General features: G+C 58.2%; 10 protein-coding genes and 1 pseudogene. 4 read left to right on the forward strand and 7 right to left on the reverse strand.

Annotated features, from left to right (window positions below; genetic code table 11):
• Positions 1–21 precede the first annotated feature (21 nt).
• Complete coding sequence (locus JO965_RS44380) at positions 22–1,158, reverse strand: DUF3616 domain-containing protein (protein ID WP_203447511.1); 1,137 nt, start codon at positions 1,156–1,158, stop codon at positions 22–24.
• Between the two features lie 155 nt (positions 1,159–1,313).
• Here JO965_RS44380 and JO965_RS44385 point away from each other — a divergent pair, with 155 nt between their 5' ends.
• On the forward strand, positions 1,314–1,556 hold the full coding sequence (locus tag JO965_RS44385; protein WP_203447512.1) for a hypothetical protein: 243 nt from the start codon (positions 1,314–1,316) through the stop codon (positions 1,554–1,556).
• Positions 1,557–1,653: 97 nt separating this feature from the next.
• Here the strand turns inward: JO965_RS44385 and JO965_RS44390 are convergent, their stop codons facing one another.
• The 3 genes from JO965_RS44390 to JO965_RS44400 all read right to left on the reverse strand — a co-directional run bounded on the left by JO965_RS44390 (position 1,654) and on the right by JO965_RS44400 (position 6,271).
• Positions 1,654–3,213, reverse strand: a complete 1,560-nt coding sequence (locus JO965_RS44390; RefSeq protein ID WP_203447513.1) for a hypothetical protein — start codon at positions 3,211–3,213, stop codon at positions 1,654–1,656.
• 231 nt (positions 3,214–3,444) lie between these two features.
• Positions 3,445–4,920, reverse strand: a complete 1,476-nt coding sequence (locus JO965_RS44395) for a chitosanase (RefSeq protein ID WP_246777285.1) — start codon at positions 4,918–4,920, stop codon at positions 3,445–3,447.
• 100 nt (positions 4,921–5,020) lie between these two features.
• Positions 5,021–6,271, reverse strand: coding sequence for a hypothetical protein (locus JO965_RS44400; protein WP_203447514.1), 1,251 nt, complete (start codon positions 6,269–6,271; stop codon positions 5,021–5,023).
• A gap of 339 nt (positions 6,272–6,610) precedes the next feature.
• Between JO965_RS44400 and JO965_RS44405 the strand changes: the two genes are divergently transcribed.
• Both JO965_RS44405 and JO965_RS44410 read left to right on the forward strand, forming a co-directional pair.
• The gene (locus JO965_RS44405; protein WP_203447515.1) at positions 6,611–7,180 is read left to right on the forward strand and encodes a hypothetical protein; all 570 of its coding nucleotides are present in this window, start codon (positions 6,611–6,613) and stop codon (positions 7,178–7,180) included.
• A gap of 164 nt (positions 7,181–7,344) precedes the next feature.
• The gene (locus JO965_RS44410) at positions 7,345–8,127 is read left to right on the forward strand and encodes an IS5 family transposase (protein ID WP_203447516.1); all 783 of its coding nucleotides are present in this window, start codon (positions 7,345–7,347) and stop codon (positions 8,125–8,127) included.
• Positions 8,128–8,179: 52 nt separating this feature from the next.
• On the opposite strand, the pseudogene JO965_RS48780 reads toward JO965_RS44410, so the two are convergent.
• Together JO965_RS48780 and JO965_RS44425 are read right to left on the reverse strand one after the other, a co-directional pair.
• Positions 8,180–9,991, reverse strand: a pseudogene (locus JO965_RS48780) (Tn3 family transposase); the annotation flags it as partial.
• A 47-nt stretch (positions 9,992–10,038) separates the two neighbouring features.
• Positions 10,039–10,737 (reverse strand): IS6 family transposase, encoded by a 699-nt coding sequence (locus JO965_RS44425; RefSeq protein ID WP_203447519.1) that lies wholly within the window; start codon positions 10,735–10,737, stop codon positions 10,039–10,041.
• Positions 10,738–10,801: 64 nt separating this feature from the next.
• Here JO965_RS44425 and JO965_RS44430 point away from each other — a divergent pair, with 64 nt between their 5' ends.
• Positions 10,802–10,969, forward strand: coding sequence for a hypothetical protein (locus JO965_RS44430; protein ID WP_203447520.1), 168 nt, complete (start codon positions 10,802–10,804; stop codon positions 10,967–10,969).
• Positions 10,970–12,219: 1,250 nt separating this feature from the next.
• On the opposite strand, the gene JO965_RS44435 is transcribed toward JO965_RS44430, so the two are convergent.
• Entirely contained in the window at positions 12,220–13,044 is an 825-nt protein-coding gene (locus JO965_RS44435; protein WP_203447521.1) for an IS5 family transposase, read from the reverse strand.
• Between the last annotated feature and the right edge of the window lie 6 nt (positions 13,045–13,050).

A 13,050-nucleotide genomic window follows, 5' to 3' on the forward strand; every position in this document is an offset into this window, starting at 1 on the left:
CCTGCCGCTACGGACGAAGATTCAAGGCAACTCAATCGCATACTCCACAGGTTTATCCTTTTTTATATTTTCGAAGAGCACCAGCAGAGAAACCGTACGACCCGCGACTCCGAGCACGGCTATTCCCTCGGCCTTGGCTTCTGGTCTTGGCGGCGTGATCTTCGCCAAGGCGGGTTTTACCTCCCAGACGGGCTGATCGCTCGGAGTGACGATAAAGATTTCCTGGGGAATGTCAGGTTGCTGTTGCGGAGATCCCGAGAGGATCAAGAGTCTGCCGTCCGGAAGGGTGGCCAAGTCGCGGATCCCAGCCTTGCCGCCAAGTGAAACTCGGGCGACCCGCACTGAAGGAGACTGCTCTGGAGCCGCAGAGAAGAGCTCTGAGGCCCGTACGCGCAGGATAACCGCATCTGAGTCCCCCAGGAGTGGGGCTCGCAGGCCAAGCACGAGGTCATCGTCCGACAACGCCGCGATGCCTTCAATGTCGAGACCTTTCTGCTCCTCGGTGAGGAGGAGTCCATAGTTGGCGCTGACTTGGTCTGCCTTGAGCAGCGCTTCGCCCAAGCGCCAAGTAAGCTCAGCCGGCTCGGCAAGAGCTCCTGATTCATCGATCCGGAACCGGGCGAGTAGATGCGTCGATCGGCGCCTGGTAGGGTTGCCGCGACCACAGGCATGGGATCCTACAATATAGAAGAACCCGCCTGAGACGGTAGGCGTATAGGCGACCCCTTCGCCATCAAATTCGTCGAAATCCTTATTGAGAGGGCGATCTGGACAGCGGGTCGACAACACTGGCCGGGCTTTCGCCTCCGATCCAAACGTCCCTGCCGGCGGTATGTTATCGGCCAGACGCGCCCCGAGGTTTTCGATCAGATCCACGGTCCGGTCGGATGTGAGACGCCGATCCCGCAGCTTGGCAAGCTGTGCGAACGGGCTCTCATCATTGACCACGAGGCAGGTGTGGCCATTCCTCTCCACCCGGCAGGCGATCCCGCTGAGATCTCCTGCGGGATCGCCCTCCTTACCCTTGAATTCTCCCTCGATCACAATCTCAGACTGCCCCTGCTGCGCAGAAGCAGGAGCCACCCAGAATGGGAAAACATACATCAGTGAACATGTTGACGCGAGGATCAGAAGGGCATGTCCAGCTCGGTTTGTCATAACCGTGCCTCCTATGTGTGGGGGTTTCGGATAGGCAGCTTCAGAAGAATGCGCCTGAGCCGAGAAAGGAGGCATCTCAGGTGCCAGAACGAAGGCCAGCTTGATAAGCCAACCGGGGCGGACCATGTAAAATCCGAACAGCGGCGATGAACAGCATGACCACACGCAAGCGTACTGACCCATCTGCCTCCGATGAATCGAGCTCTTTCGACCATGGGGCGCTCGACATCGTTCGGGTTCCGCCAGAAGAACAGGGGCCAGGCTTCCTGAAGATGCTGCAGGCGAATGGAACGGTCATGCCGGTCGACGAGGGTTGGACCCAAAAACAGGGCCTGCCTCCCTACATTGAGTGGGTACTTTTCCCGAACGGCGATCTTGCTCGCGTCAGTAGTTCGTAAGATGGCCTGCCCCGCACGCAAACGAGCTGATTGGATCATTCGGGGCCTTGATGTCCGAAGGCCGGTATCGGCCTTGAACGCGAACATGATAACGCTTTCAGAGACAAGATAGGAGTCTATTGCTAGTCCGCCAGCCACATGCGGTACAGTTGAAATGGCTTCTCTTGAGGACAAGCTTCCCGTCCTCCTCGGCCAAGTAGTGCGTCTTCTTCGTTGGAATTGGGCTGGCAATTTCCGTAGGCGAAGCGATCATCAATGCGCTCACCCCATCGCTGTCTGCTGCCCCTCGGTCTAGTTCCCCACGCTGAATGAGCCCTTCGACAAAGATTGTGCTCTCTGAGCGCTCGCTCAGGGGAACTGCCGCCATAGTGCCGATCAGGGCCGGCCATACATTGAGCCGTGGGGTTTCGTTCGGAGCATGTACCTCAATCTTCAGGTCACCTATGGAGACGGCCTTCTTCGGAAGATCAGGGGTTTCACCGGCCCCGAGGCGAAAAGACTCGTCCACGTCCTCTTCTTCATAGGCGAGTGGAGACGCCATGGAGAATGAGGCCATCGCAGTGGTGGGGATGGGTGCTGCCGGGGCAGGAATAGGTGCGCTGCGGAGGGAAGCAGCCGATGTTACGCTGAGGATGCCGCGTCGTGTGAAGGCCCGAGTGAGGACCGGTGTGTGCCGGCCTGCGAAACGGGCGCGGTCTGCTTGAATCATGGCGGCGGCGATCTGGCTGAAATAGTTGATCGGCACGTCCGAGGTGAGAACCGCGTCAACGATGAGCCGTCCGATATTACGGCTCACCGTGAGCAGCGTCTGCTCGTGCGGGGCCCCCGAGATCGCGAACATGCCGGCCAACGCATCCAGGAACGCGCCGGTGAACACGCGTGAAAAGGAGTGAGGTTGATTTGACAATTGTCTGGCGGGAGCACTCGGCGGTAGGAGGTCCGGCCGTGTGTAGAAGAAGCGGTTCGCAGCGTTGCGGAGTGCATCTCTGTCGGCAGAATCATGATCTCTCTGGCGGAAGGCCCATCCGAGCTGCTCGGCAACGCGTGATAGCCTGGAAGTGGTGTTCAGCCTGCCGCCGGTTTCCTCGATGACGCTGCGACGGACGGATTCCTGTTGTAGGGCGCAGAGAATGGCACTGATGTCGCCGAACGCTTCATGGAATGCCGCTCCCTCAAGACTTGCCGCATTAAAAACTTGGGGCTTGATGGCATCGAGGACGGCGTGACCTAGTTCGTGGCGCACGACATCAGGGCTCTCGGCGGTATAGATGGGAAAACCGTCTCTGACCCTGTCGCTATAGAAGTGAAGACCGCTGCCTCGCACATATTGCGCGTTGAGCCAGGGGAATGATTCCAAAAGAACGACAGGCATGGGATTGATGGTTGACCAAGTCGTGCCTGCCGGAAGCAACTCCTCCCAGAAATTGATACCTCGTGTCAGTGCGTTCGAGGCCGACCAGTAGCGGAAGCCAGGCGTTCCGGGATTGTAACGAGCCGGCGCCGGACGGGGGTCACGGATCGCGATCCGCAGCCTTTGGTTCGCAATAGTGGCGATTGGAACCGTTACTGTCGCCGCTTGCCCTGGGTTGGCCGTTGGCAGGGTTTCGCTGAACGGGTCGTCGGCGAAAGTGTTGATCTCCGTCGCCGGACCCGCCAAAGCCGTGGCACCGCCGGGCTGCAGCGGTGCAAGCATGTCCATCAGCCTTAGGATCTGCTCGTTGGTCGATTCCAGCGTCGCAGTGACCCGATCGAGCGCCGTTGTGATCTCATCCGGGCGGTCCCCCTGAGCAAGCTTTTTTGTAGCGGGGCTTTTCGGCATTGATGCCTCCTTGAGGGATGCGACTTATGAGGTCATGCGACTGAATTGGCGGAACCCCACTCTCCCGGTTCAGTTTGGCCGCGGCCAAGCTGCATGAACATGCGTAGCATGGCCTGTATTCCCCGGCCCCAGCACTTCCGTTGCGCCCATTTCTCGACACTTCGCTTTAAAGGCAGAGACATCAGGATGGTCAGCCCTTACACGACGACCGTTGATGATGTTCACATCCATCCCCAAACCGGCATAGTGGCGTGAATTGGGGTTGTGACTGCCCCCGGCGAGCTCGGCAATCGAGAATGAGAACTGATCTGCGAGCGCTAATAGCCCCGATAACAGCCGGACATCGAGGTTCGTGGTGCCACCAGGAGCGTTGCCATGAGTGCTACGCCTGGCGGGGCGTCCGGAGGCGGTATCGCTGATGTTGTCGCGGGCCGTGGCCTGGTCAACGGCACCGGAAGGATGAGCCGTTGCGAGGCTGATAGACGGGTGATTGAGTATGCGCCGTGCTAGGTCTGGCGTCGAAGGTGCGGCAGCCGCCGCGGCCTCGGCAATCTCGGACGAGAACATTTCAACTTCGCTCCAAACCTCATCGTCCTGTAAGGGGACCAAATCGAAGGGGGCGAAGTCCTCGAATATGAGATCGGTACTCTCGTCGACGCCTGGCGCCGCAGCCATCGTACCAACGCCACCATCGACTGGCGTCCCGTTCGCCATGATGGGGACCATGGTAAGATCCCAGTTGCCACGTTGGATCTCACGGGCGAGATCACGGGTTCGGTATACCGTGGGATGGAGCTCGGGATTTGAATGGGTGGCCAGCCATGTGTGACGCGCCTTCACGTAGTCGCGGATCCAGATCGTCTCGTTGCCGCCATTTTTGGGTGTCCGCTCGCGGAACATTGCCCGGATTTCGGGCCGGATCTGCCCACTGTGGGTGAACGAGTCATAGATGACGAGCATAGAAAGGGCGCGTGTGAAGCCTTCCTGATTGAACCAGTTCAGGGCCGGCTGGAAGTAGACCTCGTCGAAGAATACGTCCTGGGTTTGGCGCATGACAGGATCTTGTCTGGCTGCGTCCTGCAGCAGCCTCTTGAAGCGTGAATCGTCGACGAGGGGAGAAACTCCGATCTTCGGGATAAACGGCCTTAACTCATCGGCAAAATGTCCGCCGGCATCGACGTACATCTGCACCAGCTTCCGCAAATTGCCGTATTCAGTTGTCTGCGAGCGCCCATAGGTGATTTGCCGGATTCTATTCGGTCCATCGTGGAAGATGCTGATCGTGGCGTAGTTTCCTTGGGAGGACCCGGTCTCGAAGACATTGACGACGCGCTCGCATATGCGCCGCTGCAGATCTGTCAGTCTGACAGCCGCAAGTGCCGCGGCCGGGGTCGCTACTCCTGCAATCGCGCCGCCGTCGATGTACGATCGCTGCTCGACGCTCATCTGCGCAAGAGAGTTGACCGTTGCCGCCAGGTTATTTGATGCCTCAATCAGCGCCTGAAGAGATCTAGTGAGTTCCGCTGAGTTGATCGAGGTCGACATGACGAGCTCCCGTGGGACGGAATGGGACTTAGCTTTAGCTGATCGAAGGCGTCTTCGCCGAGTTCGAGTTTCATACGGATTGGCGGCATCGTTCATGGTTCTAGACCTCAGGTACGTTTAGAACTTTCCGCAAGGCCAGGGCCAGCTTGACTGACATCCGCTCAGCCGCCGTCGCCGTAGGGTGGAGCTCCTGGTCGAACCATTCGTCCTCACGAATGGTGTTGCGAAGGTCGACATAACGCACATTGTCGTACCTCGCCGCCAATGCCGCGAGAGACTCATTGAAGAGATTGAGCATCACTCTGATGATAGCCTTGCAGAGTTCCGGGCGATCCGCAGGGTGCAAGCCACGGCGGGCTAATCGGACGCCGAGAAAAATGCCGTTCTCCCTCGGAATCGCGTAGTCATACCCGTGCACGAGCACCGCCGTTCTGGGTGAGATGAAACGCACCTGATCGAAGATCGCCGTATAGATGCTCATCACCCTTGCAAGTTGCTCGAAGAAGAAGGCAGTCGGATAGTATGAGGCATCCTGCGGATCCGCGTGGCCCACATCGAAAAGATTGAGGGATCGTTCGAGTGTTTCACCCAAGATATCGTTGCCGCCGCCGGAGAACATAACGACTTTGATATTGCCCGCCGAAAGGAAGGGGACGAACTGGCCTCTCCCGTCGTTGTACATACTCGACAGCAGATCGCCCCAATGGGCGAGATTGAGGATTGGAAAGGACTCCGAGAGATAATCGGCCATCGTCTTCGGATAAAGGAAGCGCGGTAGTCGGAACCAGGAATCCCCTTCGGCTATAATCGAAGGCGGCATAGGAGCCGCTTCGAAGCGGACTTCGGGCTCTATGGCGGACGCGGCCTCGATCGCTAAAGTGTTGCCACACTCCATTGCTGTACGGGGGAGCCCAGAGATATCGACGAAGTCTGGATTGATCGTGAAGCGTGGATTGAATGGTGTTGTGTTCGCTGGATCGAGAATGAAGGCTCGCCTCAGTCCTTCGGGCGTCAGCGTGCGCCTCTCGATGTGAGAGATAAGCTGACTGAATGTAATGACTGGAGGCATGGGCTTACCCAGCCGTTGCAGATACTGAAGATCAGGTCCAATCGATAACTCACCTAACTCGACCCCACAGCGGACATTGATGCCCCCTGCCAAGTGCGTTCGAACAGCAACAGCGCTGATCAAAATCCAATCATCTTCGCACAGTTTATGGGAAGCATTCTTATTACTGTACTTGATTGGGGCACTCTTACTGGCCGGAAGCGCAAACTGCAAAAAGAGAAGAAATCGCTTCTCTGTAGACGGTGTCGTATGAATAGTGCTATGGCAGAAAAAATGTGCCACGCGACCAATTTTAGATAATATTCTTATATTAGATCAATAATCAGTAATTCGCAACTATCGAGTCGGAGTACTTCAAAATTGAAACTTGGATGTCTTTGATCTGACCTTAATGCAGGCTGATGGTAAAATATTCGACGAGCTACTTACAAGGTCAATAGGTTTATAATATGATAGTGACGAAAGTCTTCGCCGGAAAGTTCGTAGGTGTTCCCGAACTCACGGTAATTAGCTTCTGCGGGCGCTGTTGCTGGTATCGGCCCGTAGGGGAGGTAATCACGCATTATGGATATTTAGCGCGTCTCCGACTTCGCCTTTTCACGATGATGAGGAGAGGGCATCATGATCGATACAGAGAGCTCCAAACTACGCCGGTTTGAAGATAGGCCCGAAGAGGAAGTGGCTAAGGCACTCGGAGCAGGGGACACGCATATCGACCCGGATGATCCTCCACCGGCCACCGCAGCTCCGGTGGTCCCAAGGGAATGGCGCGTCGCCAAAGCTCTCGTGGTCCTTCGAGATCAAATCAACACAAAATTTCCCAACCGTAAAAAAGACAGTGACGGGACAATCGGAGATATCAACCATTGCCCAGGCTCGTCCGATCATTGCCCGAATATTGTTGAGGGAAATATTGGCGTCGTCACTGCCTTGGACATCACTCATGATCCGGAGCACGGCCTCGATGCTGGGGAGATTGCAGAGCGCTTGCGTGTAGGTCAGGACCCGCGCATTAAGTACATTATTTCAAACGGGCGCATCGCGAACTTCAAGGTGATCGGAGATCATCCGCCGTTTGCATGGCGGCGCTATAACGGCCCCAATCCGCACACCAAGCATTTCCACGTTTCCCTCAAAGGGGAGAAGGATGGCCCCGGCGGCTACGATACGACGACGAGCTGGAATATTTAGAGAATAGTTGTCCGGATAACTGCCGGGCGGATCGGCTCCGTTGCAGTAACTTGGAAAGGTCATAACGAACCCGGTCGAACGGACGTTGGTGCGTAATTCGGCCTGAGGTGTCGCGCGAAGACCGGCGTGAGGTATAGAGGCGGTCGTCGGAACCCGAGAGCTGCATGCCCTACAAGGTCAATCAAGAGCACCGCCACAGAATCCCGAAGGCCCGCTACCACGTAAAGAATTGGCGCGACTACGATGCGGCTCTGCGTCTGCTCGGCTTGGCCCTCCCGGTTCCTGATCACACCACCTTTTCGCGCCGCAGCGTCGACCTGACTGTTGCCAAGGCGGTGAGAACAGCAATCTGTCCAGTGAACCTGGTGATCGACTCCACCGACCTGAAGGTCTTTGGGGCCGGCGAATGGCAGCGCGACAAGCATGGCGGCAAGGGGCGCCGAACCTGGCGCAGGCTCCACCTGGCCATCGATCCCGAGACCGGTGATAACCTTGCTTCAGAGCTGACGACCACGGAAGACGGTGATGCCTCGCAGGTCGGCCCCTTGTTGGATCAGATCTCAGGCCCAATCGCTTCGGTCACGGCTGATGGCGCATATGATGGTGAGCCCGTCTACCGTACCATCGCCGAGCGGGATCCTGCGGCTGCGGTGATCATTCCACCGCGATCAACAGCAGTGCCGAGCAGCACGGCCGAGACGGCGCCCACCCAGCGAGACCGGCACCTCCGGATGATCCAAGAGCGTAGTCGGCGCGGCTGGCAAAAGGCGGTGAACTACGGCCCTCGGTCCTTGGGCGAGGTGGCGATGATGCGCTACAAGACCGTAATCTGGCGCCGTCTCCACGCCCGGACTCTGCCGACGCAAAGGGCCGAAGCCGCGGCCGGCTGCAAGGTCATCAACGTCATGACCCGCCTCGGCAGGCCGGTATCACAGCGCATCACCTGAGCTCCGCCGCAGGCACGGGAGCGGTCTGCCTCTGAATTACGCACCAAGGTCGGTCATCCCAGTATTCCATAAACAGACTGGCGTTGATCGGCACGCCGATATGCTCGTGGAGTGCAGGATAGGTCTCCGGCTTCTCGAAGGTGTGGAGCTTCCGGTCCTTGAGATTACGAAGCCGCAGAGCAAACCGTCGGCCCGTCAGCGCGAAGAGGCCAAACACGTGGTCACTCGCGCCGCCCGTGTCTGTGAAGTGCTCCTGGATGTCGAGCGCCGTCTCGTGATCGAACAGGCCATCCAGCACATACGGAGCCTCGCTCTCGGTGGCACTAATCGGCAGGATGCTGAAGTAGCCGCACTGGTCGGAGAGATGGCTGTAGAACTTCGACCCTGGTTCACTCCCGTAGTGCAGGTTGACGTCACTGCGCAGACCTGCGCGATCACTGGCTTGGAAGAACTGGCCATCCGACGAGGCTGTGGACCCGTCGCCCCAGAGAAGGGCGTGGGGATGCTGAGCATGCCTGTCGGTGATGCAAGCTTGCGCCAACTTGTACGTCTCAGGCCGGGTATGGAAGATCCGCTTCCAGGCGATTTCCCGCGCGTTGATGCCTTTCGAAGCCGCAGCCATCCGTTTGGCACCGAGGTTGGTGGCGTCAGCCAGAATCCCGGCCAGCATCGCTGGGATGCTGTGCGGTGGGTCCTGGGTGCGGATGTGCGTGAACTGATCGGCAAACCCGGTCCAGGCATGAACCTCCGTCAGAAGGTCTGGCACCTCGATCAGCGGGTACATGTCGCCAAGTTCCCATTTCAGCTCTTCGTCTGCTGCCGGCACATCGCCGGGGAGGGGAGTGACAATGAGTTGTCACGCTTCAAGCCGGACGCCCTCGAGCTTGCCGTTGCGTGCACGATAGGCGAGCCGCTTCAGATTGAAGTCGAGGCTCTAACGGGCCTCGGTGAGATAGGCTACGGCATCGCGCGGCACACCGAGCCCGAGATCGTCCGATGCCTTCAGGGCCGCAAACGTAGGCCTCGGCATGAGTTGTTCGTCCATCGGCCGGAAGGCGCGACTGCCCTCAACCCAGATGTCTCCAGAGCGCAACCGATCCCGAAGCGCCGCCAGCGTCGCGATCTCGTGCAGACGGCGATCCGGCTTGGCGTCGGCAAAGATCAGCTTGCGGGCTTGGGCGGTGAGGTGGCCGACAGGCGCTCGCTCCGGCAAGATCCGGCGTCCGGCAGAATTCAATGTTTTGAGTGTCCCGATCGCGGCTAACAGCGGGTCATGCCGGCGAGAGGAGCGGAAGGTAAACGTCTCAAGGAAGCCCGCAGCATACTTGCGCACAGGGCCGTAGTGCTCCGCGGCCAGCACAAGCGGATCGGGATCAGCATCCTGCACCATGGCCTCGACTTCGGGTTTGGCTTCGAGCAGCCGATGCCATCCGATCTCATCGTCGAGCACATCAATGGCATTCCGGCCTGTATCGTTGGCGACAACGAGGGCTCGCAAGGTGTTGCGGGCCAGGCGTAGCGCCTTGGTGGTCTCTTGCCGCGTGTCGGCGTATTTTTGCTTGCGGCGCAGGTTGGCTCGCGCGAAGAGACGGCCGATCAGTTTGTTGAACATCGCGACCGCCTCGTCGGTCAAGCGCTCCCAGAGTGTGATCAGTTGCGCGACGATTGTCGCCCGCCGCCGATTGGCGTTGAAGTCGGCAACGAGCCAGGCTGGGGCGGCGTCACCCTCACGGAAAATTTGGGTCCAGCGTTCAGGGTGGATTCGCTCACGCCGCTGCGGATCGATGGCTATAGAGCGGTCGAAAGCCAGTCGATCCATGAGGCCGATCACATTGTCGGCGCCGGGTGCATCTGGCGGGCACCGTTGCAGTAACTTAGAAAGGGCATGACGATCCCTGTCGATCGGATCATTCAGGCTGCAAGACCGAAGAGCTGATTAACGAGACGGACTTCGCCCGTCGCCTGACGTTTTCGCTGGATGTAGTGACCGCGGCGGATCATGCGCATGGCTTCAAAACCATTCAGGGTCACGGCGGCGGTTTTCATCGTCTGGAAGCCACGCGTTGGCCGAATCATCCGCTTGAATGCGCCGTGATCCGCCTCAATGATGTTATTCAAATATTTCGAGGTGCGGTGCTCGACATCCTGCGGCAGCAGCCCTTCGTTCTGCAAGCGCCGAATCGCCTTCGGGTACGAGGCCAATTTGTCGGTCGTAATGGATGAGGGAGGACAGTCGCTCACTGCCCTAAGAGCTTTGCGCAGGAAGCGATACGCCGCTCCAGTATCACGCCGATCGGATAGCATGGAGGCGATCAGCCGACCGTGTTTATCGACTGCTCGAAACAAGTACCGCCAGCGTCCACCAACTCGCACATAGGTCTCATCCACTCGCCATGAGCCTGAACGATGTCCGTAGTAAGGGCGCACCCGCTTCTCATTCTCCGGGGCATAGCGTTGGACCCAACGAAAGATTGTGCTTGGACTGACGCTGACACCGCGCTCGGACATTATCTCTGCCAGGTCGCGATAGCTGATTCCGTACTTGCAGTACCAGCGCACGCACAACAGGATGATCTTGACCGGAAAGCGGCGGCGCTTGAACAAAGACAACAGGGCGGCTCCTCGAGTTGGCCGCTCCGGATTATACTGCCGAGGTTAACGCAACAGTGCCGTGATGCAAGGCTTTCGATCACCCAGGTACCTGCAGCGCTTCGTCAGCGTGTTCTCTGCTGTCCGCAATCTCTTCGCTCCACCCCGCTCCCGCCGCTCTGCCCATGCGACCTACCTTTACCGCCTCAACGCCATGGCACAGTGGAAAGTCGCGGCGAATGCCGCCGCCTAAAACTGTCATGCGGCCGAATTTGCCTCAATACGCCCGAGGCTGGTTAACGTGACAGCACCCGCGCAGATCAATCACCAAAGCGAGCCTCGCATTTTTGGTTCCACACATCAGGATTCACTTGAGTATCAGATAAAGACCTTCGCCCCACGGTCCCAAGAACCACAAACAGGCGGCGTCAACGTGATCGCCGCCCACACTAGGGGCATCAGCATTTGATGTACTAATCCCCACTTGTTAGATAGGAAGGCGATCTGCATCCAGTTTGAAACCTTTCATCCTCTTGGTCGCAACCTCAACCTAAGGAAAACATGCGCGTGCGCCGAAGCAGGTTCTCCACGCCCGGTTGTTACGGCGAATGCAAGTACCGCGCCTAATTCGGAGACACCGTCAGGTTCGGTGCCTTTGGGAGGGGTGTCTCCAGTCGCCGTATAAAGAGTCTGCCACTGGCAATGCGTGGTGCGCTCTCACTCCTGGCTCCGACCTGACTTGTAGATCTCTCGCCAACTCTCGCATTAATGAGAGCTGATTGAACAAGTGATTGAATGTTGGCAATTGAGCAATAGCTTGCATATCTCTGCACAGCATAGTGTGCTGCGCAGTATTGACCGGTTGAGCTCCCAACTTCGTCGGACAGGGGCGCAAGCAGGTCCGTTTGTGCCTTTATGAACGAATCCTTGACTGCTGACCGGATCTGAAAGAGTACAGGCGAGTAGGCATAGTTACGGGCGAAAGCGTCGACTGTTATGGTCGCCAAGGCCAGACCTGTTGAGATCTTGGTGATTGTACTTGCATGCGCCTTCGCGGCTTGCAGGAATGCATTGAGCGACGGTATCGCGGCAACCAGCACATCATTTATGAACCCGGTTTGCTGCCCTAGTGAGGCAATACTGTCGAAGAACCCGTCGCATTGCTGCTCTACGTAAGCGAAACCTGCTATCGCATAGGCACGCGGGCTTACACCAAGTGAACTGGCTGCTGAGCACTCCGAGATGTAACTCTCAACTGCAGCGACCGCTGGCAACTTCGGAACGGTAGTCTGACATCCCCCGACGATTAGAGCCAAAAGAGGCCAGACAAGTACACGAGAAACATTCTTCATATCGAGCTCCCCCGGCACCTGTAGCATCTTGCATATTTTGGACAGAGCAGCATAGTCAGCGCAGCAAGTATTCAACAATAGTATATGGTAAATTGTGCGATCCACTGACTTGGAGGGGCTCAGAGGCTGACTCAAAAAGACATGTGGTCTTTCAGGTCCTTGCGAGCCGTCTGGTCAGCATCCGGATATGGGCGATGAAGACCCATGCCACCGCACTTTCAATAGAGGCTTCAAAGTCCTTGGCCAGGCGGCGGCAGCGTCCAAGCCAACCGAAGGTTCGCTCCACGACCCAGCGGCGCTTGAGAACCGCAAAGCCTTTGACCGCATCCGAGCGTTTGATGATCTCGATCGTCCAGTGCCCGAGAGCGGCGATGTCGTCGCGCAACTTGTCGCCCGCGTAGCCGCCATCGGCAAAGACATGGCGCAGCCACGGATAGAGGGTGCGGACGGACGTCAGCACCTCTACGGCTCCGTCCCGGTCCTGGATCTCGGCGGGATGAACCCTTAACCCGACGAGATGGCCCTGCGTGTCGGTGATGATGTGGCGCTTGCGGCCCTTGATCTTCTTGCCGGCATCAAAGCCGCGCGGGCCGCCGGCTTCGGTGGTCTTCACGGACTGGCTGTCGATCACGCCGGCCGAGGGGCTCGCCTCGCGGCCGGCCCTCTCGCGCGAGGCGGCCACGAGAGCATGGTTGATCCGCTCAAAGGTGCCGTCGCGTGACCAGGCATAGAAGTATCCTTGCACGGTCGAATAGGGCGGAAACTCCTTTGGCAGCTGGCGCCATTGGCACCCGGTCGAGGCGAGATAGAGAATGGCATCGGCCACGGCCCGCAGGCAGGTCATACGCGGACGCCCGATCCGCCGGGCGGCGGGCATGAACGGCTCGACCAGCGCCCATTCGGCATCTGTGAGATTGCTTGCATAGCGCAGTCCATCCCGCCGATACTGTCGGCGAGTGGCCTCGGTCCAAACCATCGTGAC

The organism is Microvirga sp. VF16, from assembly GCF_016864375.1.
Classification (GTDB): Bacteria; Pseudomonadota; Alphaproteobacteria; order Rhizobiales; family Beijerinckiaceae; genus Microvirga.